Source organism: Pseudomonas oligotrophica (genome assembly GCF_021726475.1).
In the GTDB taxonomy this organism is placed as follows: domain Bacteria; phylum Pseudomonadota; class Gammaproteobacteria; order Pseudomonadales; family Pseudomonadaceae; genus Stutzerimonas; species Stutzerimonas oligotrophica.
Map to the genome: position 1 here is coordinate 189,163 of NZ_JAKJRU010000007.1, position 24,257 is coordinate 213,419.

Annotated in this window: 23 protein-coding genes; all 23 read left to right on the top strand. The window is 55.2% G+C overall.

All coding sequences use genetic code 11. The features are described from left to right. Positions 1–32: 32 nt before the first annotated feature. The 23 genes from L3N39_RS15935 (at position 33) to L3N39_RS16045 (ending at position 24,246) form a co-directional block, all read left to right on the top strand. On the top strand, positions 33–449 hold the full coding sequence (locus L3N39_RS15935; protein WP_237258442.1) for a VOC family protein: 417 nt from the start codon (positions 33–35) through the stop codon (positions 447–449). Then, positions 446–1,798, top strand: a complete 1,353-nt coding sequence (locus tag L3N39_RS15940; RefSeq protein WP_237258443.1) for an MmgE/PrpD family protein — start codon at positions 446–448, stop codon at positions 1,796–1,798. The genes L3N39_RS15935 and L3N39_RS15940 overlap by 4 nt, the downstream gene beginning before the upstream one ends. 137 nt (positions 1,799–1,935) lie before the next feature. After that, positions 1,936–3,141 (top strand): CaiB/BaiF CoA transferase family protein, encoded by a 1,206-nt coding sequence (locus L3N39_RS15945; RefSeq protein WP_237258444.1) that lies wholly within the window; start codon positions 1,936–1,938, stop codon positions 3,139–3,141. Positions 3,142–3,222: 81 nt separating this feature from the next. Then, positions 3,223–4,050, top strand: a complete 828-nt coding sequence (locus tag L3N39_RS15950) for an HpcH/HpaI aldolase/citrate lyase family protein (RefSeq protein ID WP_237258445.1) — start codon at positions 3,223–3,225, stop codon at positions 4,048–4,050. Between the two features lie 56 nt (positions 4,051–4,106). Continuing rightward, complete coding sequence (locus tag L3N39_RS15955; protein ID WP_237258498.1) at positions 4,107–5,099, top strand: TRAP transporter substrate-binding protein; 993 nt, start codon at positions 4,107–4,109, stop codon at positions 5,097–5,099. A gap of 112 nt (positions 5,100–5,211) precedes the next feature. Further along, positions 5,212–6,096, top strand: coding sequence for an alpha/beta fold hydrolase (locus tag L3N39_RS15960; protein WP_237258499.1), 885 nt, complete (start codon positions 5,212–5,214; stop codon positions 6,094–6,096). A gap of 455 nt (positions 6,097–6,551) precedes the next feature. Beyond that, entirely contained in the window at positions 6,552–6,833 is a 282-nt protein-coding gene (ihfB, locus tag L3N39_RS15965; protein WP_237258446.1) for an integration host factor subunit beta, read from the top strand. Between the two features lie 116 nt (positions 6,834–6,949). Further along, positions 6,950–8,200 carry a Wzz/FepE/Etk N-terminal domain-containing protein gene (locus tag L3N39_RS15970; protein ID WP_237258447.1) on the top strand — a complete coding sequence of 417 codons (1,251 nt, stop codon included), beginning with the start codon at positions 6,950–6,952 and terminating at the stop codon, positions 8,198–8,200. 184 nt (positions 8,201–8,384) lie between these two features. Next, entirely contained in the window at positions 8,385–9,668 is a 1,284-nt protein-coding gene (locus L3N39_RS15975; protein WP_237258448.1) for a Wzz/FepE/Etk N-terminal domain-containing protein, read from the top strand. Positions 9,669–9,781: 113 nt separating this feature from the next. After that, entirely contained in the window at positions 9,782–11,263 is a 1,482-nt protein-coding gene (locus tag L3N39_RS15980) for an MBL fold metallo-hydrolase (protein ID WP_237258449.1), read from the top strand. A gap of 65 nt (positions 11,264–11,328) precedes the next feature. Next, positions 11,329–12,495 carry a nucleotide sugar dehydrogenase gene (locus tag L3N39_RS15985; RefSeq protein ID WP_237258450.1) on the top strand — a complete coding sequence of 389 codons (1,167 nt, stop codon included), beginning with the start codon at positions 11,329–11,331 and terminating at the stop codon, positions 12,493–12,495. A gap of 33 nt (positions 12,496–12,528) precedes the next feature. Continuing rightward, a complete protein-coding gene (locus L3N39_RS15990) occupies positions 12,529–13,518 on the top strand; it encodes an FAD-binding oxidoreductase (RefSeq protein ID WP_237258451.1) in 990 nt (329 codons plus the stop codon). Between the two features lie 12 nt (positions 13,519–13,530). Next, positions 13,531–14,304: a glucose-1-phosphate cytidylyltransferase gene (rfbF, locus tag L3N39_RS15995; RefSeq protein WP_237258452.1), complete on the top strand. Its 774-nt coding sequence runs from the start codon at positions 13,531–13,533 to the stop codon at positions 14,302–14,304. A 2-nt stretch (positions 14,305–14,306) separates the two neighbouring features. Continuing rightward, the gene (gene rfbG, locus L3N39_RS16000; protein ID WP_237258453.1) at positions 14,307–15,392 is read left to right on the top strand and encodes a CDP-glucose 4,6-dehydratase; all 1,086 of its coding nucleotides are present in this window, start codon (positions 14,307–14,309) and stop codon (positions 15,390–15,392) included. A 25-nt stretch (positions 15,393–15,417) separates the two neighbouring features. Then, positions 15,418–16,731 (top strand): lipopolysaccharide biosynthesis protein RfbH, encoded by a 1,314-nt coding sequence (rfbH, locus tag L3N39_RS16005; RefSeq protein ID WP_237258454.1) that lies wholly within the window; start codon positions 15,418–15,420, stop codon positions 16,729–16,731. Further along, positions 16,731–17,645, top strand: coding sequence for an NAD-dependent epimerase/dehydratase family protein (locus L3N39_RS16010; RefSeq protein ID WP_237258455.1), 915 nt, complete (start codon positions 16,731–16,733; stop codon positions 17,643–17,645). The genes rfbH and L3N39_RS16010 overlap by 1 nt, the downstream gene beginning before the upstream one ends. After that, positions 17,633–18,460: a glycosyltransferase family 2 protein gene (locus tag L3N39_RS16015; protein WP_237258456.1), complete on the top strand. Its 828-nt coding sequence runs from the start codon at positions 17,633–17,635 to the stop codon at positions 18,458–18,460. Before L3N39_RS16010 ends, L3N39_RS16015 begins: the two co-directional genes overlap by 13 nt. Then, on the top strand, positions 18,441–19,700 hold the full coding sequence (locus L3N39_RS16020; RefSeq protein ID WP_237258457.1) for a polysaccharide biosynthesis protein: 1,260 nt from the start codon (positions 18,441–18,443) through the stop codon (positions 19,698–19,700). The genes L3N39_RS16015 and L3N39_RS16020 overlap by 20 nt, the downstream gene beginning before the upstream one ends. A gap of 78 nt (positions 19,701–19,778) precedes the next feature. Next, positions 19,779–20,825, top strand: coding sequence for an EpsG family protein (locus L3N39_RS16025; protein ID WP_237258458.1), 1,047 nt, complete (start codon positions 19,779–19,781; stop codon positions 20,823–20,825). A gap of 5 nt (positions 20,826–20,830) precedes the next feature. Continuing rightward, the gene (locus L3N39_RS16030; protein ID WP_237258459.1) at positions 20,831–21,625 is read left to right on the top strand and encodes a glycosyltransferase family 2 protein; all 795 of its coding nucleotides are present in this window, start codon (positions 20,831–20,833) and stop codon (positions 21,623–21,625) included. 302 nt (positions 21,626–21,927) lie between these two features. Further along, positions 21,928–22,689, top strand: coding sequence for a glycosyltransferase family 2 protein (locus L3N39_RS16035; RefSeq protein ID WP_237258460.1), 762 nt, complete (start codon positions 21,928–21,930; stop codon positions 22,687–22,689). Between the two features lie 46 nt (positions 22,690–22,735). Beyond that, positions 22,736–23,668, top strand: coding sequence for a UDP-glucose 4-epimerase family protein (locus L3N39_RS16040; RefSeq protein WP_237258461.1), 933 nt, complete (start codon positions 22,736–22,738; stop codon positions 23,666–23,668). A 20-nt stretch (positions 23,669–23,688) separates the two neighbouring features. After that, positions 23,689–24,246 (top strand): sugar transferase, encoded by a 558-nt coding sequence (locus L3N39_RS16045; RefSeq protein WP_237258462.1) that lies wholly within the window; start codon positions 23,689–23,691, stop codon positions 24,244–24,246. Positions 24,247–24,257: the final 11 nt, after the last annotated feature.

The window sequence follows — 24,257 nt, forward strand, 5'->3', positions numbered from 1 at the left end:
GAAATGCCGGCGTATCGAATTAGGAGGCACACATGCAGATCGACCACCTCGACCATCTGGTCCTCACCGTTGCCGACCTCGAGGCCACGTTGGACTTCTACACCCGCGTGCTCGGCATGCAGGCGGTGACCTTCGGCGAAGGGCGCAAGGCGCTGGCCTTCGGCAACCAGAAGATCAACCTGCACCAGGCCGGGCGCGAATTCGAGCCCAAGGCCGAGCGGCCGACCCCGGGTTCGGCGGACCTCTGCTTCATCGTTGCCACACCGCTGGCCGAGGTGATCGCCCACCTCCAGACGCAGCAGGTCGCCATCGTCGAAGGTCCGGTGCAACGCACCGGCGCGACCGGACCGATCCGCTCGGTGTACCTGCGCGACCCCGACCAGAACCTCATCGAACTGTCCAACCAATTCGAGAATCCGTTAGAGAATCCGCTGGAGCCCAACGCATGAGCCAGCACACCCGTGCCCTGACCGAATTCCTCGCCGGGCTTGCCTACGAGCAGATCCCCGAACCGGTGCTTGCCCGCACCGAAGACCTCTTTCTCGACTGGCTCGGCTCGGCCCTGGCCAGCGCCGGCTCGCATCCGATTCCGCTGTTCGAGCGTTATGCGCAGAAGATGGGCCCGGCCGACGGGCCGGCGTGCATTCTGGTCAACGGCCAGTGCAGCTCGGCCTATTTCGCTGCGCTGGTGAATGCTGCCAGCTCGCACCTGGTGGAGCAGGACGACCTGCACAACAGCTCCGTGTTGCACCCGGCCACCGTGGTGTTTCCCGCTGCGCTGGCGGCGGCGCAGGATCTCGGCAAGTCCGGCCGCGAGCTGCTGGTGGCCTCGGTGGCCGGCTACGAGGCGGGCATCCGCATCGGCGAGTTCCTCGGCCGCTCGCATTACCGCATCTTCCACACCACCGCGACGGTCGGCACCCTGGCCGCGGCGGTGGCCGTCGGCAAGCTGATGGATTTCGACCAGCAGCAGTTCACCCATCTGCTCGGCAGCGCCGGTACGCAAGCGGCGGGGCTGTGGGAGTTTCTCCGTGACGCGGCGGACTCCAAGCAACTGCACACCGCCAAGGCGGCTGCCGATGGCCTGCTCGCCGCCTACCTGACCGCCGATGGCCTGACCGGCGCACAGAACATCCTCGAAGGCGAGCAGGGCATGGCGGCGGGCATGTCCCGCGATGCCGAGCCGAGCAAGCTGTCCGACCGCCTCGGCACGCGCTGGGCGCTGGCGGAAACCTCGTTCAAGTTCCACGCCTCCTGCCGCCATACCCACCCGGCGGCCGATGCGCTGCTGGCGCTGATGCAGCGCGAGGGGCTCGGGGCCGATGACATCGCCTCGGTCACCACTCGCGTGCACCAGGGCGCGATCGACGTGCTCGGCCGCGTGACGGTGCCGCAGACGGTGCATCAGGCCAAGTTCTCCATGGGCACCGTGCTGGGGCTGATCGCCCTGTACGGCAAGGCCGGCCTGACCGAATTCCACAGCCATGCGCTCGGCGACCCGCGTGTCGGCGAGTTCCGCGAGAAGGTCTCGATGACGCTCGATCCCGAGGTGGACGGCGCCTACCCGGCACGCTGGCTCGGTCGCGTCGAAGTGATCACCGCCGATGGCCGCACGCTGCACGGCGCCATCGACGAGCCGAAGGGCGACCCGGGCAACACGCTGAGCCGCGCCGAGCTGGAAGACAAGTTCCGCCGCTTGGTGCAGTTCTCCGCGGCGCGCAGCGATGACGAGGCGGGCGCGCTGATCGAAATGGTCTGGCGCCTGCGTGAGCTGCAGTGGCTGGACGCATTGGCCTGAACGTAGGGTGGAAAACGACCGCAGGTCTTTTCCACCGATGGGCACGCTGCCCGGCGCAGATGCCGCAAGGACTTGAACAGACGCGTGGAAATGGCTTCGCCGATTTCCACCCTACGCCGAAATTGCAGGAACCGAACATGAACGACACCCAAGTCAAACCCCGCCCACTCGATGGCATCACCGTGGTCAGCCTTGAGCACGCCATCGCCGCGCCGTTCTGCACGCGCCAGCTGGCCGACCTCGGCGCACGGGTGATCAAGATCGAGCGGCCCGGTGCCGGCGACTTCGCCCGCGGCTACGACGAGCGGGTCGACGGCCTGGCCTCGCATTTCGTCTGGACCAACCGCTCCAAGGAAAGCCTGAGCCTGGACGTGAAACAGGACGCTGCTGCCCAGGTCCTCGACCAGCTCTTGGCCAAGGCCGACGTGCTGGTGCAGAACCTGGCACCGGGCGCCGCCGCGCGCATGGGGCTCTCCTTCGAGGCGCTGCACGAGCGCTTTCCGCGGCTGATCGTCTGCGACATCTCCGGCTACGGCGAGGGTGGCCCCTACGAGCAGAAGAAGGCCTACGACCTGCTGATCCAGAGCGAGGGCGGCTTTCTCTCCGTCACCGGTGGGCCGGGTGAAACCGAGATGGCCAAGGCCGGCTGCTCCATCGCCGACATTGCCGCCGGCATGTACGCCTACACCGGCGTGCTCTCGGCGCTGATGCTGCGCGACAAGACGGGCGAGGGCAGCCGCGTCGACGTTTCCATGCTCGAAAGCCTGGTGGAGTGGATGGGCTACCCGTTGTACTACGCCTACAAGGGCGCGACGCCGCCGCCGCGTGCCGGCGCCGCCCACGCCACCATCTACCCCTACGGTCCGTTCCCCACCGGCGACGGCGGCACGGTGATGCTCGGCCTGCAGAACGAGCGTGAGTGGCTGGCGTTCTGCGACAAGGTGCTGCTGCAGCCGGAACTGGCGCAGGACGAGCGCTTCTCCAGCAACGCCCGGCGTTCGGAGCATCGCACCGAATTGCGTGCGCTCATCGTCGAGGCCTTCAGCCACCTCAGCGCCGAAGAGGTGATCGCCCGGCTGGATGCCGCGCCCATCGCCAATGCCCATGTCAACGACATGGCCGGTGTCTGGGCGCATCCGCAGCTGGAGGCGCGCCAGCGCTGGAGCGAGGTGGACAGCCCGGCCGGTCGCTTGCCTGCGCTGCTGCCGCCGGGACGCAACAGCGCCTTCGCCCCGCGCATGGATCCGATCCCCGCGCTGGGCCAGCACACCGACAGCCTGCTGGCCGAGCTGGGTTACGCGCCGGGCGATATCCAGCGCCTGCACGAACAGGGCGCGATATGAGCGGCAATCGCGCGGGGCGCTGCCCGGCTGCCGTCACAGGCCGTATGCTGCCGGCGCCCCTCCATCGATAAGGAACGCAACATGACAGCTTCGATCATCCGCTCGGCACTCTTCGTCCCGGCCACCCGCCCGGAGCGCATCCCCAAGGCGCTCGCGGTGGGCGCCGATGTGGTCATCGTCGACCTCGAGGACGCCGTCGCCGAAGACCTCAAGCGCGAGGCACGCACCAACCTCGAGACCTTTCTCGCGGAGAACCCCGAGGCGCGGTTGCTGGTGCGCATCAACGCGCCGACGCACCCCGAGCAGGCCGAGGACCTGCAGCTCTGCGCGCGCCACCCCGGCGTGATCGGCGTGCTGCTGCCGAAGGTGGAAAGCGCCGTGCAGGTGGCGCTGGCGGCTGGTTGCGGCAAGCCGGTGTGGCCCATCGTCGAGAGCGCCCGCGGCCTGGCCCATCTGCCGGAGATCGCCCATGCGCCCGGCGTCGAGCGGCTGTCCTTCGGCGCGCTGGACCTGGGCCTGGACCTCGGCCTGGCCAGCGGCAGCGCCGCAGCCGAGCGCATGCTCGACCAGGCGCGCTACGCCTTGCTGCTGCAGTCGCGCCTGGCCGGCCTGGCTTCGCCGCTGGAAAGCGTGTTCCCCGATATCAAGAACCTGCCGGGCCTGGCCCGCGCCACCGCCGAGGCCCGCGACATGGGCTTCGGCGGCCTGCTGTGCATCCACCCGAGCCAGGTGGCGGTGGTGCACGAAACCCTGATGCCCAGCCCGCAGGAACTGGACTGGGCACAGCGCATCCTCGCCGCCGGAGCCTCCGGCGATGGGGTGTTCGTGGTGGACGGACAGATGGTCGATGCACCGGTCATCGGCCGCGCCCGCCGCCTGCTGCAACGAGCCGGGCAAGCGATCCCCTGATCGCCGGCATCACGGCAAACGTACCAACCGACAAAAACAATAGGGGTACCACCATGCTGATGAAAACCACCCTCAAGGCGCTCGCCTGTGCGCTTTCCCTGACCGCGGCCGGGCTGGCGCAGGCCGCCGAGCCGGTGACCATCAAGTTCGCCCACGTCGTGGCGGACAACACGCCGAAGGGGCAGGGCGCGCTGCTGTTCAAGAAGCTCGCCGAGGAGCGCCTGCCGGGCAAGGTGAAGGTCGAGGTCTACCCGAACTCGTCGCTGTTCGGCGATGGCAAGGAGATGGAGGCGCTGCTGCTCGGCGACGTGCAGATGCTGGCGCCGTCGCTGGCCAAGTTCGAGCACTACGCCAAGGCCATCCAGATCTTCGACCTGCCGTTCCTGTTCGACGACCTGGCGGCAGCCGATCGCTTCCAGAGCGGGCCGCAGGGCAAGGCGCTGCTCAAGGCCATGGAGGGCAAGAACATCACCGGCCTGGCCTACTGGCACAACGGCATGAAGCAGCTGTCGGCCAACAAGCCGCTGCGCGAGCCCAAGGACGCGCGCGGGCTGAAGTTCCGCGTGCAGGCCTCCGCAGTGCTCGAGGAGCAATTCAAGGCGGTGCGCGCCAACCCGCGCAAGATGAGCTTCGCCGAGGTCTACCAGGGCCTGCAGACCGGCGTGGTCAACGGCACCGAAAACACCTGGTCGAACTACGAGAGCCAGAAGGTGCACGAGGTGCAGCCCTACATGACCGCCTCCGACCACGGCCTGATCGACTATATGGTGATCACCAACACCAGCTTCTGGAACGGCCTGCCGAGCGATGTGCGCAGCGAGCTCGAGGCCGTCCTGGAGGAGGTCACCGCCGAGGTGAACCGCCAGGCCGACGCGCTCAACCAGCAGGCGCGCCAGGCGATCGCCGCCTCCGGCAAGAGCGAGATCATCGAGCTGACCCCGGCGCAGCGTGCCGAATGGCGCGAGGCGATGAAGCCGGTGTGGAAGAAGTTCGAGAACGACATCGGCGCCGAGATGATCCAGGCCGCCCAGGCCGCCAACCAGCAGTAACGCTCGGGCCACATGGCCGGGCGCGGCCTTCGTCTGCGCCTGGCCAGTGGCAGCTATCGACGCGGCAGGCGCTCGCCTTATGCTGCGGCCGTTCTTCCTGGAGCCGACGCCGATGCATCCCTACCTGTTCGTCAGCACGCCGCTGCTGGATATCGCCTATCTCGAATGGAACCCGCGCGGTGAGCGCACCGCGATCCTCGTCCACGGCTGGCCCGACTCTGCCGAAGGCTGGAGCGGCGTCGCCGAGCGGCTCGCTGCCGCCGGTTTCCGCGTGCTTTGCCCGACGCTGCGAGGCTTCGGCCAGACGCGCTTTCGCGACCCCTTGACCCCACGCAGCGGCCAGTTGGCCGCGCTGGGGCGCGACCTGCTGGATTTCATCGACGCGCTGCACCTCGACCAGCCGGCGCTGGTCGGCCACGACTGGGGCGCACGGGCGGTGGCCAACGCCTGCGGCCTGCGTCACCACGTGGCGGCGCGGCTGGTGATGCTCTCGGTGGGCTACGGTACCAACGATCCGAACCAGGCGATCTCGCTCAGCCAGGCGCGCAATTACTGGTACCACTGGTACATGGCCACGCCGCGCGGCGAACGGAGCGTGAACGACGATCGCATCGCCTTCACGCGGCTGCTGTGGGACACCTGGTCGCCGGCCGGCTGGTATGCCGAGGCGGATTTCCTCCAGGCCGCCGAAGCGTTCGACAACCCCGACTGGGCCGCCGTGGTGCTGCACTCCTACCGCCACCGCTGGGGCTTCGCCGAGGGCGATCCGGCCTACGCGCGGGACGAGGCGCTGTTGCAGCCCACGCCTGTGCTCGCCGTGCCGACGCAGGTGTTGCACGGCGAGGCCGATACCTGCAACGCACCGGAAACCTCGGCCGGGCGCGAAGGCATGTTCAGCGGGCCCTACCACCGCCAGCTGCTGCCGGGCATCGGCCACTTTCCCCAGCGCGAAGCGCCCGAAGCCGTCGCCGAGGCGATCCTCGCGTTCTGCCGGTAGACGATGCGGCCCCCGGCCGAGCACGCCTCCTTAGACCAACGTGCAGTGGCCGAGCCGGGCAGGGCGGCCCACAATCGCGCCATCGAATCTGCGTGATCCGATGAACAAGTGCATATCGACCGGACTGGTTGAACAGGCGACCCCATACATGGCGTCGCCTTTTTTATTGCCCCGGCTTGTTGCCCCAGAACAAGCCCCCGTAGGGTGGACAACCGCGCAGCGTTGTCCACCGCCGGCAAGCGCAAGCAGCGGCCTTGCGGCGAGTTTCTTCGCGCCCGGCCACGCCCCGCCTACCCACGCATCCACACCAGCCAACAACGAACCACGCCACAGCCCGAACCGCCACCTCAACAGCGAACCTGCTGTCAATACCCAAAGGCTGTTCAAAGTCTGATCAACATGCTACAAACGACCGCATCGCAATGATCTAGCCGCTTGAAAACGAAGGGAAAACCATGACCAAGTCGGAGTTGATCGAACGAATCGTCAGCCAACAGGGCATGCTTTCGTCGAAGGACGTGGAGCTCGCCATCAAGACCATGCTCGAACAGATGGCCCAGGCCCTCGCCACCGGTGACAGGATCGAGATTCGTGGCTTCGGCAGCTTCTCCCTCCACTACCGCGCCCCCCGCATCGGCCGCAACCCCAAGACCGGCCAGTCCGTCAGCCTCGACGGCAAGTTCGTCCCGCACTTCAAGCCGGGGAAGGAGCTGCGCGATCGGGTGAACGAGGAATGAAAAGCGTGACCCAGTCCGTCAAATAATCTCAATCGCGTAGAACTTTCACGGTCTAGGCTGTCCAATTGCCACCGCTTGATCCGTGAGCGATTAAAACAATCAGGACGAGGCCAGCCTTGCAGCAGCAGTACTCCAACGATGAGATCGATTTGGTCGAGCTCGCCCGCGCGTTGTGGCGCCAGAAAGCAGTCATTCTCGGCGTTGCCGCGACCATCACGGTTATAGCCGTGCTCTACGCCCTCCTGGCGACCCCTTACTATCAAACCCGCTCGATGCTCCGGCCTGTGCCCTCCAGTGGGCTGGATCAGCTCAACGAAACGGGCATCTACAAGATGACGCCCGAGGAAGCGCTGTCCCGAGTCGCCGGGGCACTGTCATCGTATGAGAATCGGCTGGACTTCTATCGCACCCGCCAGGATCTGTTCGAGGGTATCGAGAGCCAAGACCGCTCGCTGGAACAAGCCTTCGCGAAGTTCAACGACGAAGCCTTTGCCATGTTGTACCCGGATGCCAAGAAGGCCGAGCCCCACGCTTATGTCGGCCTTTCGCTCACCTATCCGAAAGGCGTCGATGGCGCCTCCATCGTCAACAGCTTCGTGTCGTACGCCCTGGAAAAGGAGCGCAAGAATATTGCGCTCGACCTGCAAAGCCTGATCGCCAACCGGCTGGCCTCGCTCGACATGCAGATCGCCGCGGGCCGCGCCAGCTACCAGGCCAGCACTGAGGCGAAGATTGCAACGCTTGAAGAAAAGGCCGAGCTCACCCGGGCCGAACTACGGGACGAGCTCGCGGCACTGCGTGCCGAGCTAAAGACCCGTCGCCTGAATCGAATCCAGGAACTGGAAGAAGCGATAGCCATCGCCGACTCGCTGGGCATTCGCACACCCACCACGCCTTCGGCCATGACTGACAGCCGTACCGCTGGCCAGGTCATTCGCACCGAGGTCTTCAATCAGGAAATGCCGCTCTACTTCATGGGCACCGACGCGCTGAAGGCCGAGCAGCAAGCCCTGCAGCAGCGTACCTCCGACGACTTCGTCGAGCCTCGCATCGCCGAGATCCAGAAGGATCTGGTTCTGCTCGAGCACAACCGCGAGGTCGAGCTGTTGAAGAAAAGAGAGGGTGACCTCTATCTCGAAAAGCTCGCCGAGTGGCGACAGGAAGCGGCGCGCCTGAAGGGCATCACGCTGGACACGGAACGGCTGCAATTGGTGCGCATCGATCAGCCGGCGCTCCAGCCGCTTTCTCCCATCAAGCCGAAGAAGCTGATGATTGTGGCGTTGGGCGTGGTGTTGGGCCTGATGCTCGGTGTCTTCGCCGCCCTTGTCCGGGTAATGGTCAAAGCGCAAAGCCGAACGGAGCGTTAACCGGTTTTACCGAAACATGACGTCCAGCAGCGGGTAACGAGAAGCTCTAGAGCGGAGCTTTTCGTCAGCTCCCGTTGATTTTTGTGAGCATGGTGGCAAAATGCCCGCGCTTTTGGCGTGTACGCGCGGTTGCTCACGCCTTCCTGTCTCTTCTACGAGAGACGTCGACAGCTGGATGTCCGGAATGAACGCTCAAGCTCCCCTCGCGCCTGCTCTACTCAAAAACGAGCAAGAAATCGACCTATTGGAATTGTTCAGCTCGCTGTGGAAGCAGCGAGTGCTGATTCTGGCCATTACCCTCGGGGTCGGTCTGCTGGGGGCAGCGTATGCCTTTCTCTCTCCGCGCTACTACCAGGCCCAAAGCGTGTTGCGGCCTGCCGCGATCAAGGACTTGGACCAGCTCAACCAGCTCGGTTTCTACAAGCTGACCCCGGCGCAGGCCATGGCCAGGGTCGGCGCTGCGCTGGAGTCCTACGATAATCGCCTGGGTTATTTCCGTGAGAATCAGGCGGCCTTCGAGGCGCTCGCACAGCCTGGCCGATCCCTTGAGCAGACCTTCGAACAATTCAATGCCGATGCCATCGCCATGCTTGTCCCAGATGCCAAGAAGGGCGACGGCGGCACGCCGTTCGTAGGGCTCAAGTTGACCTACCCCGGCGAAATCGATGGGCCGACTGTGGTCAACGGGTTCGTGCAGTACTCGATTGATGTCGTACGCCAGCAGGTGGCGGATGATGTGGAGACCATGATCGCCAACCGGCTGAATCTGCTGACGAGCAAGATGGAAGCCGCCCGTGCGAGCTATGAGGCGACCAAGGAAATCGAGATCGCCAAACTCACCGAGTCGGACAATCTCAAGCGCGCGAAACTCCAGGACGAACTGCGAGCACTGCGCCTGCAACTGAAAACTCGGCGTGATAACCGTATTAGCCAGCTGACCGAGGCGATCACCATTGCCAAGTCGCTCGGTATCACCAAACCGAGCACCCCGTCTTCCCTGGGCACGACTGACCAGATCATCCAGGGCAGCGTCATCCGCACCGAAGTCAACAACCAGCAGATTCCGCTCTACTTCATGGGCACCGATGCCCTGGAGGCCGAGCGCAAAGCGCTCCTGCAGCGCCGCTCCGACGATTTCACCGAGCCTCGCATCGCGCAGATCAACAAGGAGCTCAAGTTGCTGGAGGCCAACCGCAAGATCGAGATTCTCAAAAGCCGCGAGAACGAAGACCTCTTCCTCAGCGAGCTTGCCGGCTGGCGTGAGGAGGCCGCGCGGCTCAAGACCTGGAAGATCGACACCGGCAACCTGAAACTCGTAGCCGTCGATCAGGAAGCAATCGACCCACTCGCCCCCGTCAAGCCTCGCAAGGCCCTGGTCCTGGCCTTGGCCTTGGTACTCGGCGGCATGCTCGGGATCTTCGTTGCATTGGTGCGACAGCTGGCCCAACGCCATCTTCGTCCGGCTTAATATTCGCCGGCTTGGCGGGCAGCATGGAAAGCCTGCCTCGGTGAATAAATAAACGGCGCCTGGCTTCGATACCGGCGCGCTGTATGGCCAGAGATCCTGTTAAAGGACTAACCATGCTCTATCCCGACATCGAGCATCACGGAGCGGCGGACGGCGTAACGGGCTCCTGTCACCAGTTACACATGGATGCCGACAATAGTCTGCTGATCGACTGCGGCCTGTTCCAGGGTAACGAAGCGCCGGCCGCCGGCCGGGCAGGGCAGCCGGCCATCGAGTTCGACCTGGCTACCGTCAGGGCGCTGGTCGTCACCCACGTGCACATCGACCACGTCGGCAGGATTCCCCAGCTGCTGGCCGCCGGCTTCAAGGGGCCGATCCTTTGCAGCGAACCCTCGGCCAAGCTGCTGCCCATCGTCCTCGAAGATGCCTTCAAGCTCGGCATCAGCCGTGACCAGAACACCTTGGAGCGCTACATCCAGCTGCTGGAACGGCGCCTGCAACCGTTGCCGTACGGGCAATGGTTCACGCTGCTGGCGACCGACGCGCTGGACGTGCGCATCCGCCTGCAGCGCGCCGGGCATATCCTGGGCTCGGCCTATGTGGAAATCGACCTGAGCTACCCGGCCACCGGCGACAACAAGCGCATCGTCTTCTCCGGCGATCTCGGTGCACCCAATGCGCCGTTGCTGATGCCGCCCCAGCCTCCCGAGCGGGCCGATATCCTCGTGCTCGAAAGCACCTACGGCGACCGTCTGCACGAAGACCGCGCCAGCCGCCGCCAGCGCCTCGAGGCTGTCATCGAGCATGCCCTGCGCGACCAGGGCACCGTGCTGATCCCGGCCTTCAGCATCGGCCGCACCCAGGAGTTGCTCTACGAGCTGGAAGACATCATTCATACCAAGCTCACCGGCCCTACACCCCATCCTGTAGGAGCGAGTTCGCTGGCGAACAGCCCCCATGCTATTGGTGAGGCTGTGTCACCCACCAACTGGCCACAACTGCCCATTATCCTCGACTCCCCGCTGGCCAGCCGCTTCACCGCGGCCTACCGCAGCCTGCAACCCTATTGGAACCAGGAAGCCCGCGAGCGCGCCGAAGCAGGGCGCAACCCGCTGGCGTTCGACAACCTGATCATGATCGACAACCACGCCGACCATATCGCCGTGGTCAACCACCTGACCCAGACCGCACGTCCCGCCATCGTCATCGCGGGCAACGGCATGTGCGCAGGCGGCCGTATCGTCAACTACCTCAAGGCCATGCTGCATGACCCGCGGCACGACATCCTGTTCGTCGGCTACCAGGCCCAGGGCACGCCGGGTCACGCCATTCAGCAATACGGCCCGAAAGGCGGCTATGTGGAGCTGGACGGCGAGCGTTTCGACATTCGCGCGAATGTCACCAGCATTGGTGGTTATTCGGCGCATGCGGATCAGCAGGGGTTGGTGGGGTTTGTGACGGGGATGCAGGAATGGCCGGGTGAGATACGGATGGTTCACGGGGAACCGCGCGCGAAGAATGCTTTGGCCATTCAACTGCATGACTGCTATTCGCGACGCGACAGACCGCTCGCTCTTGTTGTACCGGGCTGCTGATTCTCGGTCCAGGACGTTCAGCGCAAGTGAACCAGCCTGAGCAAGGGCACAACACAGGAAGACAAATGAACATCACAGTAGTAGGCACCGGCTATGTCGGCCTCTCCAACGCAGTCCTGCTCAGCCAGCATAATCATGTTGTCGCGCTGGATATCGTCAAGGAGCGTGTCGACCTGATCAACGATCGCGTGTCGCCAATAGAAGATACCGAGATATCGGAGTATCTGAAGAACAAGCCGCTTGCTCTGACCGCTACGCTGGACAAACAGCAGGCGCTGGACAATGCCGACTATGTGATCATCGCTACCCCGACTGACTACGATCCGAAAACCAACTACTTCGATACAAGCAGTGTAGAAGGGGTGATCGCCGACGTACTGTCAATTAATCCACATGCGGTAATGATCATCAAGTCCACCGTACCGGTTGGCTATACACAGTCGGTCAAGCAACGGTTCGGTACTGATAACATCCTCTTCTCGCCAGAATTCTTGCGCGAGGGTAGGGCGCTGTACGACAACCTCTACCCCTCGCGGATTATCGTTGGGGAGCGCTCCCAGCGCGCGGAAGTTTTCGCGCATCTGTTGCAACAGGGCGCCCTCAAGCAGGGTGTCGACGTCCTGTTCACCGACGCCACGGAAGCTGAAGCCATCAAGTTGTTTTCCAACACCTACTTAGCCATGCGCGTAGCCTATTTCAACGAGCTGGACACCTACGCCGAAACTCATGGTTTGGACTCCCGGCAAATCATCGAGGGCGTCGGCCTCGACCCGCGCATCGGCATGCACTACAACAACCCCAGCTTTGGCTATGGTGGCTACTGCCTGCCCAAGGACACCAAGCAACTACTGGCCAACTACGCTGATGTACCAAGCACCCTGATCCGCGCCATCGTCGACGCTAACACCACGCGCAAGGATTTTATCGCTGAGTCCATTCTCAAGCGCAGTCCTAAAGTAGCCGGCATTTACCGGTTGGTGATGAAATCCGGCTCGGACAACTTTAGAGCCTCCGCGATTCAGGGTGTGATGAAGCGCATAAAAGCGAAGGGGATCGAAGTGGTGGTGTATGAACCGGCGCTGGAGGCCGAGAGCTTCTACAACTCGCGGGTGATAACCGACCTGCAGGAGTTCAAGCATATCAGCGATGTGATCATTGCAAACCGACGGACAAATGCCTTGCAGGATGTACTAGACAAGGTTTATACGCGGGATCTATTTGGCAATGACTAAATTTATAAGCGCCAGCTGTGCGGACGAGAATACATGCCAATCGTAAAACTAGCTAATTCCACCCAGTTCAAATGCCTGCCTGAGCAAACGCTCCTCGATGCTGCGCGCCTCCAGGGAATTATACTCGAGCACAGTTGTCGCGTAGGGCGGTGCGGTGTGTGCAAGGCGCATGTATTGAGTGGCAACACTGTGGCACTGAAACCGGAAGATTACTTGGATGTAAAAGATCAGTCGGAAGGTTTAATTCTTACCTGCTGCCGTACGGCTTCGACAGATATCCAGCTTGATATAGAAGATTTGGGAGAACTAGGTAGTCTGCAAATTAAAACTCTGCCGTGCCGAATTGACAGTCTACAGCTGTTATCCGCTGACGTGATCGAAGTAACTCTACGTACCCCACCAAACAGTCGACTTGAGTACCTGCCGGGTCAATATGTTGACATTATTGGCAGGGATGGTCTGCGCCGAAGTTACTCAATCGCTAATGCGCCTCTCGACAATGGTAAAATTACCCTGCAGGTTCGCAAGGTTGAGAGCGGCCAGATGAGCCGATACTGGTTCGAAGAAGCTAAAGCCAATGATCTGCTTCGTCTCGAAGGCCCATTGGGTACCTTCTGCTTGCGAAATACTGCAGTCGCCCACCTGGTATTCTTGGCAACCGGCACAGGTATTGCGCCTGTTAAGGCAATGCTGGAACAATTGGCCGTTGCTCCAGAGCGAGTAGCAGGAAAAAAAATGCATGTTTATTGGGGGGGGCGTGTTGAGTCAGATATTTACTGGCAACCTCGGTTCGAAAATTTACATGTTAACTTCACGCCCATATTGTCACGTGCTGATTCTGATTATTCGGGACGTGCCGGCTATGTTCAGCAAGCATTACTCGACGACAGAATACCGCTTGGCGATGCAATTGTTTACGCCTGCGGATCGGACAAAATGATTAGCTCTGCTCGCGAGAAACTAAATGCTGCCGGGTTGCCAGTTAAAAATTTTTACTCTGACGCTTTTGTCAGCTCCAGCTAATCAGGAGAAACCATGAAAGCAGTAATTCTGGCCGGTGGCTTGGGTACGCGCCTGAGCGAAGAAACCAACACTCGCCCAAAGCCTATGGTTGAAATCGGCGGAAAACCGATTCTCTGGCACATCATGAAAATGTATTCGAGCCATGGAATAAACGACTTTATTATTTGCTGTGGCTACAAGGGTTATGTAATAAAGGAATATTTTGCCAACTACTTCCTGCACATGTCCGATGTCACCTTCAATATGCGTGATAATACTATGGAAGTACACGACAAGCGCGCTGAAGCCTGGAATGTCACATTGGTCGATACCGGTGACGATTCGATGACCGGTGGGCGACTGCGACGCGTAGCTGATTATGTGAAGCACGAAGAAGCCTTCTGCTTTACCTATGGCGATGGTGTAGGCGATATCGATATTACCGCCTCGTTGGCTTTCCATAAGCACCACGGAAAGGCAGCCACTCTCACTGCCACCTATCCACCAGGCCGTTTTGGTGCCTTGGATATCCGTGCGGGTCAGGTACTCAACTTCAAAGAAAAACCTAAAGGCGACGGTGCCATGATCAATGGTGGTTTTTTTGTGTTGACACCTAAGGTGCTTGACTATCTGGTCGATGACAGTACCGTCTGGGAGCAGGAACCCCTGATGAAACTCGCCGAAGAAGGACAATTGATGGCTTATGAGCATCAAGGTTTCTGGCAGCCGATGGACACTCTACGCGACAAGAATTATCTAGAAGAACTGTGGCAGAGCGGTGAAGCACCCTGGAAAACGTGGTCGTAAGCATGAAAGCCACAGTTACCCCAGCCTTCTGGAAAGGCAAAAAGGTTTTCCTCACCGGGCATACCGGCTTCAAAGGTAGCTGGATATCGCTCTGGCTGCAGAGCATGGGTGCTGAAGTCAAAGGTTTTGCGCTCACGCCTCCTACCACCCCGTCGCTGTTCGAAGAGGCCAAGGTGGGGCAAGGTATGCAGTCAGAGATAGGGGATGTTCGTGATCTGCCAGCGGTTACCTGCAGCATGACCAACTACAATCCGAACATACTTATCCATATGGCCGCACAGCCGTTGGTACGGCTCTCTTATCGCGAGCCGGTCGCAACCTACGCCACTAATGTGATGGGTACTTTGCATGTCCTAGAAGCCGCGCGGCAATGCACGAACCTGCGCGCCATCGTCAACGTCACCACTGACAAGTGTTACGAAAATCGCGAATGGGAGTGGGGTTATCGCGAAGACGAACCCATGGGTGGGCATGACCCGTACAGCAACAGCAAAGGCTGTGTCGAGCTGCTGACGTCTGCCTATCGCAAATCGTTTTTCAATACACCACAAGCTGCCGCATTGGCATCTGCACGCGCCGGCAATGTAATCGGTGGAGGTGATTGGGCCGAAGACCGCCTGATCCCCGATATCCTTCGCGCCTTTGAACAAGGCAAACCAGTTACCATCCGCAACCCAAAGGCGACGCGCCCCTGGCAGCATGTGCTGGAGCCCTTGAGCGGGTATTTGCTGTTAGCCGAACATCTATACAACCATAGACAAGCCTTCGCCGACGGCTGGAATTTCGGGCCCAAAGACGAAGATGCCCGCCCGGTCGACTGGATTCTCAACCGTATGGTTGAACGCTGGGGACAAGGTGCCAGATGGCAGCTGGATGAAGATCCGCAACCACATGAAGCCAACTTTCTGAAGCTGGACATTTCCAAGGCCCGCAGCCGTCTGCACTGGTCACCCACTTGGAATCTGGAAGCCACTCTGACCCGAATCGTTAACTGGCATCGTGCCTGGTTGAGTGGTGAAGATATGCGGGCGCGATGCTTGGAAGAAATCAACGCTTATATGGCAGCCATGCCCACAAGCGGCAAATAACTCAATTTCGCATGCAGGACACGCAATGACCCTTGATATGCTCCGTCAGGAAATCAGCAAGCTCGTAGAGCAGTACGCCGACATCGCCCACGCACCCAAGCCTTTTATTGCTGGCGAAAGTGTCATTCCGCCGTCTGGCAAAGTCATCGGTGCTCGTGAATTGCAGCTGATGGTCGAAGCCTCGTTGGATGGCTGGCTCACTACCGGCCGGTTCAATGCCGAGTTCGAGAAAAAACTGGCTGACTTCCTCGGCGTCAAATTCCTACTTTCAGTCAACTCCGGCTCTTCGGCCAACTTGGTGGCATTTAGCGCCTTGACGTCTCCAAAACTAGGCGAGCGTGCGATCAAAAAAGGAGATGAAGTGATAGGCGTGGCCGCTGGTTTTCCCACCACAGTCAATCCCATCGTCCAGTTCGGTGCGATTCCGGTATTCGTCGATGTCGATATGGCCACCCACAATATCGACGCTAATTTGATCGAAGCGGCTATCACTCCGAAAACCAAAGCCATCATGCTCGCGCACACATTGGGTAATCCATTTAATCTGGGCAAAGTAAAGGCGCTGTGCGAGAAGTACAACCTCTGGCTGGTGGAGGATTGCTGTGACGCACTCGGCGCCACCTATGACGGCAAGATGGTCGGCACCTTCGGTGACATAGCTACCCTGAGTTTTTACCCAGCGCATCACATCACCATGGGTGAAGGCGGCGCGGTATTTACCAACAATCCTCAACTTAAAGTGATTGCTGAATCCTTCCGAGACTGGGGGCGTGACTGCTATTGCGCGCCTGGCTGCGACAATACCTGCGGCGATCGTTTTGGCCAACAATTCGGCAGCCTGCCACAAGGCTATGACCATAAATATGTCTATGCTCACCTTGGCTACAACCTAAAAATTACTGACATGCAAGCGGCATGTGGACTCGCTCAGCTGGAGCGCGCACAGGACTTCATCGACACCCGCAAGCGCAACTTCAACCTGCTCAAGGATCGCCTTGCAAGCCTGAGTGATTTCCTAGACATCGCCGAAGCCACCCCTAATAGCGATCCGTCTTGGTTCGGCTTTCCGGTCACCCTTAAAGAAAGTGCTGGAGTCAATCGTGTTGACCTGCTCAAGTTTCTTGATCAGAACAAGATTGGTACCCGTCTGTTGTTCGCCGGCAACCTGACCCGCCAGCCTTATTTCCAAAACGTCGAATACCGCGTCGTCGGCGAGCTGACCAATACCGATCGCACCATGAACCAGACTTTCTGGTTAGGCCTCCAACCAAGTTTGAATACGGAACACTTTGACTTCGTGGCTGAGAAGTTCCAAGAGTTCTTTGGGCTTAATTTTTAATGCGAACGATACTGCTAACGGGCGGGGCTGGTTTCATTGGCAGCTGCGTTTTGCGGCGGCTATTGGCCGACGGATTTTCTGTTATCGTTCTTATTAGGTCACGGACGAATTTGTACAGAATAAATGACCTTTTGGACCAGGTTGTGGTGTATGACATAGAACAAAAAAAACTTTCAGATATCTTTCTGGAAAACCATATATACGCTATTTTGCATCTTGCCTGTAAATATGGGCGCGCAGGAGAAATTATGCCTGTTGTGCAGTCGAACGTGATATTTGGTTTGGAGTTGCTTGAACTCGCTGTTAAAGGCAATGTTAAAATTTTTATCAATTCGGATACGTTTTATAACGTGCCGGGGAAGAAGTATGAAGGACGTTTGGCTCCTTATATATTAACCAAGCGGCAATTTTTAGACTGGCTTTTATTCTACAGTCAAAAAATTGCGATAATTAATCTTAAGTTGCAGCATGTATATGGCAGCGGTGATGCCGAAGACAAATTTTTACCTTGGCTTGTTAGCCAGTTTTTTTGTGGCGGTGGTGAGGTAAAGCTTACCGGCGGGGAGCAGCAACGCGACTTTGTAGCCGTTAACGATGTTGCAAGCGCGTTTAGCTTTTGCTTAACGCACTTTGCCGGAGTTGATAAAGGCTTCAGGACTTTCAAGGTTGGCTCCGATCAACCGACAACCCTAAAAGAGTTCGTGTTACTAGCTTATGATCTTTATAAGAAGGAGAATTGCAGTGAGGAGGTTTTTTTAGACTTCGGTGCTGTCCCATATGCGGTTGATGAAATCATGTTTTTAGATGAAATAACCCCCTCGCTTACAAGCATTGGCTGGCATCCTCGATCAACGGCTGAGGTGACTTTAAGAGAACTGATCTCAGAGTGGAGTAAGCATAGATGTTTGAGCTAAATATATGTATCCCTACGTTTAACCGAAAAGAAAAGGTGTTATCACTGTTACAGTATCTTCGTGAAGAGTTTCATGGAAGGTCCTATTGCATAACTGTTCGTGATAATTGCTCTGAAGACGGAACATTTCGTGAGCTTCAGTCAGTTTATGGAGGTTGCGACAATGTGTTTATAAAAAAAAACGAGCGGAATATTGGCTTGGGGGGAAATTTAGCAGCGCTATATAAAGAAAATGTTAGTACCTTTATCTGGGTGATTGGGGATGATGATCACTTGGAAAGCGGCATCGCTGATTATCTATTTTGCTCACTAGCTAAATCTGACGCTGGCTGTTATTTACTGAATCATCAGGCAATTAATAAGGAAAAGCAGGTCTTGTTCCTAAATGCGTACCAGCGATCCGAAGAATTTAGTGATTCGCTGCTGCCGCTTTTTCATGATAGAGGCAGTGTAATGATGTTTATTACCTCTGTAATTTATAGGGTTTCAGCAATTAATGAGCTTGTATCAAAAAGGCCATCCAATATTTCTGCACGGTTAACACTCCCTTTGTATATGTCATTGGGTGTCGCTGAGCTCAGAGGGGTGCAATTTTTACAGAGCAATTCTTTCCTGACAAACATACATGGAGACACATCTTGGAGCAAAGATGCGTGGAAAGTCTTCCTGATAGGTATACCTAGCGAACTATTGCGAATGTTTTTTCTAACTGGAAAACCACGTTGTTTGGTTTTGGGTGTCAGATATCTAGTGAAGAGAACAGCTGCAAAATTCTACCGTGGCGTTATTGGACGATATGAAGAAGCTACTAAATAATAGAGCGGCGATTTACCATAACGCGACCATTGCAATAAAATCCTTGGCTGGACCGATTACATTTATTCTCATAGCAAAAAGTTTCACAGAACTTGAGCAAGGATTGTTTTTCGCATTTTTATCGATAGGGGCACTGCAGTTAATTTTTGAGGCAGGAATGACCACTAGCTTCGTTCAGCATATAGCTTCTGAGCGCAGACGTAGTTATGAGTCTGAGTTATATTATGGTCTTTTAAAAGGCTGTGTTATTTGGTGTTCAGTATCTGCTATTTTTTTTTACTTAACCTCTGTTGCCTTTGCTTTTTATGTGTTTTCAGGTTTTTCAATTCAGCTATGGTTGTTGCCACTTAATGTCTTTGCTTTGGCATTAAGTTTAAATATGTTTTCTTTATTTATCTATGTAGTACAAGAAGGGTCAGGCGATATTTTATTCGTGTATAAAACTAGGCTTTGGGGAGCAGTTGTAAGTCTCGCCTTGCTTTGGTTGTCGTTATTCTTTGAAGCGGGACTATATTCGTTGGCAGCCGCTCAGATTGGTTACTTAATTCCTCTATTCATTCAAGGCAAAACGTGGAGATGTATGGCGCACATTTTCACATCTTCAGAAGCTAACGTTCGCTTAGCTATGTACGGCCTGGCTTCTTTTCAGTTTAGATTAACAGCCGTCTGGGTCAGCGGCTATTTGTATTGGAATTCACCGGTGTTGTTAATATTCAAGTTCGTCGATCCGGTGTACGCTGGAAAATTCGGCCTGACGTTTAGCCTGATGAACGCTATAAACCAAATAGGGCAGGGATGGCTGACCACCCAAAGAGTGCGTATAGGAACAATGATAGCCGACCGGAAATTTAAGATAGCAAGAAAGCTTTTCGACGATGTGTCTAAATTTTCGCTATTGATAGTAATTTCCGGCTTATTATGTGCTGTTCTTATGAGTGCTATTCTTAGTGAACAGTTTTTTTTCCCTAGAGCGCTTAATACAATATCATTTTTCGTTATGGGTATCTACTTTGCACTGCTATGCAGAATCTCTAACTTGGCTACATATACAAGATGTTATAAAGAGGAGCCATTATTTAAGTTGTTTTTGATTATGAATATTGTTGTTCCGGCTGCTTTATATTTGTCTGGCTTGTTGAACAGTATTGAAATTGGTTTGATCTTCGTTGTGTTGATACACTTTGCATTTTTGTTCGCCGCGGAGCGAATTACAAAAAATTTTGAGAGAGGCTATAGTTAAAAATTTTGCCGGTATTTTTTGTTTTGAAGTGGTTGATCTTATGGTTCGCATGAGTAAATAAATTTGATATACATAATTATGATGATTTACTCAACTGCATATTCTTATATGGCGAATGCAAGGGCTGGCAGGGTGGGGTTTTTCATCACTCTTTCTCCAGTATTCTTTTCTATACTATTGGCATTAAGCCTGCAAGAGGGCGTGGGGACTGACTACTATGCTTATTTAAGCATGGCTGCTGGTGAAAAAGACTTAGGATGGATAGAAAATAAAAACGAGATTTTTTTTGTTTGGTTAAATGACCTTGCCATTGGGTTGGGTGAGCCGCAGTTGATATTTTTTTTTACTGCATTTATCCAGGTTTCTTTTCTAGGCTTGATTGTATATGAATTAAAAAAGCTTGAGCTAACGCTTCACTGGTTTTTCTTGCTTTACTTTATTTATTTATTGATTTTCTTCAATTCTTTTAATGGGATAAGGCAGTACACGGCAGTGTACATGGTTGTCTATTCCTTTTTTCTGCTTTTTCTAGGTAAGCAAATAAAGTTTATTGCGGTAGTCTTGTTGGCTTCTTGTTTTCATTCTACAGCTATCTATTTTTTACCGTTTGCGTTTCTACGGCGAGCTCTAGGGATAAAAGTAAAATTCCCTATTATCCTAACGATTGTGTTATTTTTACTATCTTTAAGTTTTGCTGATTTGAATGGCGTGATGGAATATTTTATGAGCCTAACCGGTTACTCTTCATATTTGAATAGTAGTTATTTGGGAAGAATGAATTTTCTTGGGATTATGACGAAATTTCCGAAGATTATAATGGTTTTGTTTTGTGCGTATTTCCTTGAAGTGAAGTGCGAGCGGCTGGCTATTAAATATAGATTTCTTTTGAATTTGTCATATATTTCCTTGTTTGTATTGATTGTTAGCTTTTCATCTACCCTTATTTGGCGCATGTACCAGTACTTCGACTTTTTTACGATGGTCCCTATTTTGATTCTGCTGTCATATGCTAAACAAAAGCAGTTTCTTTATTTTGCAATGGCATCATTTTTGCTAATTTTTTTGTTGAAGGTTTCTGTTTTTGCAAAGGGTGAGTATCTGTATGCTTCTATCCTGTTTGGATGATTGAAATGAAAATAGATATTCTAATCTCTACTATGAATCAAGCAAACTATGACTTGTTAGATAGTATGAGGATAAATAGCGATTGTGTAGTGGTTAACCAGTGCGGCAAAGATTCCTTTGAAGAATTTAGCTACCGCGGGCATAAAGTTAAATGGATAAATTCATCTGAGATTGGCTTGAGTCGGAGCCGGAATCTAGCTATTAAAAACTCATCGGCTGATATTTGCGTGCTGGCAGATGATGATTTAATTTATGTTGAGGGATATGCTGATCTCGTTGTAAGCCAATATGATAAAATGCAAGATGCAGATCTTTTGGCTTTTGTGGTTGAGGGAATTGATCGTGTTTTTAAGACCTATCCGGCAAATACCCAAAGGCTGAATTTTATTTCATCTATGAAGGTGTCTTCTGTGCAAATATCCTTCAAGAGAAAAAAATTTGTAGATAATGGTATATCATTTAAAGAAGAGTTTGGGGCGGGCTCGACGTTTTATGTTGGCGAAGAAAATATAATGTTATCTGATTGCTGGCGCATCGGTCTTGGCATGTATTTCGTGCCCCTGAAAATAGCCGATATAATCTTAGGCAGTTCGACATGGTTTGAAGGATTCAATAAAAGATACTTCATAGCTAAAGGCGCCTGTTTTGCGGCGATGTCTAAGCCTTTAGCAGTTCTCCTAATTGTTCAGTTTGCTCTCCGTAAACAAAGACTGTATAAAAACGAGTCCACGTTGGTACAAGCGCTGAAAAATATGCTGAAGGGCAGAAAAGCCTATTTGAAGGGAAATTACAAAATTTGATGCACCTTTAAGAAGTATACGAGAATTTTCGGTCGTAGGGCGTGCATGTAAGGCACTTTCCATTCTGTTTATTAGTTGGTGCGGCGAAGTTGTTGCGCTGGACATTGGCCAAGAGAGGCGTGCCTTTAAACAGGCTACCGCCTCTCGAGGATGTAAATGTTATATGGCTCTAGCAGTCCAGGGGAAGTGATCACTTTTGTTCTCGCTATAAGTGCCTGTGCAGTAATATTAGAAGGCGCTCTATATATTAGGTGCTAAATAATAATCGCGTTTCTAGTGAGCGGTTGATTTGTAGGGTTTTTATGGTTTCAGATAAGGTTTCCGTAGTAATACCTTCATATAACTCGGCGAGGTATATAAGGGAGTCAGTTGGGTCAGTTATTTCTCAAGACTATCAGAATGTTGAGGTAGTTGTGGTTGATGACTCTTCTAGCGATAGTTCGTGTGAAATAATAGAGGAAATGGCTAGTCGTGATCATCGTATAGTGCTTCTGAAATTGGACGTAAGATCAGGGGCGGCGATTGCAAGAAATAAAGGGATAGAGTTTAGTACAGGTAGGTATATAGCCTTTTTAGATGCTGACGATATCTGGCTTCCAGGAAAGCTAACAGCTCAGATGCAAGCAATGCAAGATGCAGGTGCAGCCCTCTCATGCACGGCCGCGAGAATAATTAATGAACATGGCGAGTATGTGGGATTTAGATCGATCCCGGCGGAAATTACATTTTCCTTACTGCTTAAGAAAACCCCAATTATTAATTCTAGTGCCATTTACGACACTAGAATGCTTGGGAAGGTCAAAATGCCTGACGTAATTCGGCGCCAAGATTTTGGGCTCTGGATTGAGATCATAAGGCGGTCAGGTCCTGCGCTGGGGTTAATTAAGCCTTTTGTATCGTATAGGGTGCACTCTGAGTCGCTGTCTAGAAATAAGTTCATTTCGGCTTGGTATACTTGGAAGGTTTTAAGAATGGCGGGGAGGCTTTCAATGGTTAAGTCTTTATACTATTTCAGCTTCTATGCGTTAGGCGGCGTTTTGGGCCGGATTAGGGGAATTAATTAAAATAAGCGATTAGGATCTAAGCCTTTGTAAGCAGATCGGGTGGGTTGTGAAAGTTCTTCTGACTGGATGTTCGGGTTTCATTGGGCGCCATCTTTTTAGATGCTTAGGTGATTTTGCACGCTATGATGTCACGTGCGCAGTAAGAAGTCTTTCCATTATCCCGGCGAAAAATGAGATATTAGTTGAAGGGTTGCGCGGAGATACAAATTGGACAAGGGCATTGAAAGGTCAGCAAGTGGTCATTCATCTCGCTGCACGCGCCCATGTGGCTAAGGATGGTATGGTTGATCAGCACGAATATTCACAAGTGAATGTAGCTGGTACGGTAAGTCTTGCAAGGCAGGCGGTGGCGGCGGGAGTGAAACGTTTTATCTTCCTGAGTTCAATAGGGGTTAACGGAAATCTCAATAGCCGCCCATTTACCGCAGCCGACCAGGCTAATCCCGCAGAACCCTATGCTCAGTCAAAATGGGAAGCAGAGCAGGAGCTATGGGAGATGCAGCGGGGCACAGGAATGGAGATAGTTATTATCCGTCCTCCGTTGGTTTACGGTCCGGGTGCCCCAGGAAACTTTGGCAGTTTGGTGCGCTGGATCGAAAAAGGTTTACCGCTCCCGCTCGGCGCCATCCACAACAAGCGCTCTCTGGTCGGCATCGACAATCTCATCGATCTGATCATCCGTTGCATCGACCATCCGGCTGCCGCCAACCAAGTATTTCTTGCGGGCGACGGCGAGGATTTGTCGACTACCGAACTGCTGCGAGGAGTAGGCCGCGCGATGGGCAAGCCTGCTCGGCTGATACCAGTCCCAGCAGGCCTGCTGCAGCTTGGTGCTACGGTGTTGGGCAAGAAGGCCATGGCGCAGCGTTTGCTGGGTTCGTTGCAGGTGGATATCAGCAAGACCTGCGAGCTGTTGGACTGGAAGCCACCTTATACGGTGGAAGGGGGGCTCAGGCGTTGCTTCGAGCCCACAGATTGATTGAAAGATCAGGTGAATCCGTGATTCGAGTGTTCGATTTTGTTTTTTCCCTACTGGGCCTGGTGATCGGGCTGCCGGTGCTGTTGCTGCTGACCGTAATCGGGCTTTTCGATACGGGGTCGCCGATTTTTCGACAGGTTCGCGTGGGGCGTCACCAGAAGGCCTTCACGCTCGTCAAATTCCGGACCATGAAGGTGGATACCGCATCGGTTGCCACTCATCTGGCCAGCAGTGCGTCAATTACCCGATTCGGTCATTTTCTACGCAAGACCAAGCTGGACGAGCTGCCACAGCTCTGGAATGTGCTCAAGGGTGAGATGAGCCTGGTGGGCCCTCGGCCCGGATTGTTCAATCAGGAAGAGCTGACTGCAGAGCGCGCCAGGCGAGGTGTGTATGTGGTGCGCCCCGGGATTACCGGCTTGGCACAAGTGAGCGAGATCGATATGTCCACGCCCGCGCTCTTGGCCGAAACGGATCAAAAAATGATCCAGAGCCTGACTGTCGCGGACTATTTCAAGTACATCTTCATGACCGTGGCGGGTAAGGGTGCCGGCGATCGGATTGTGCACAAGGGCTGATTCATTCGCTC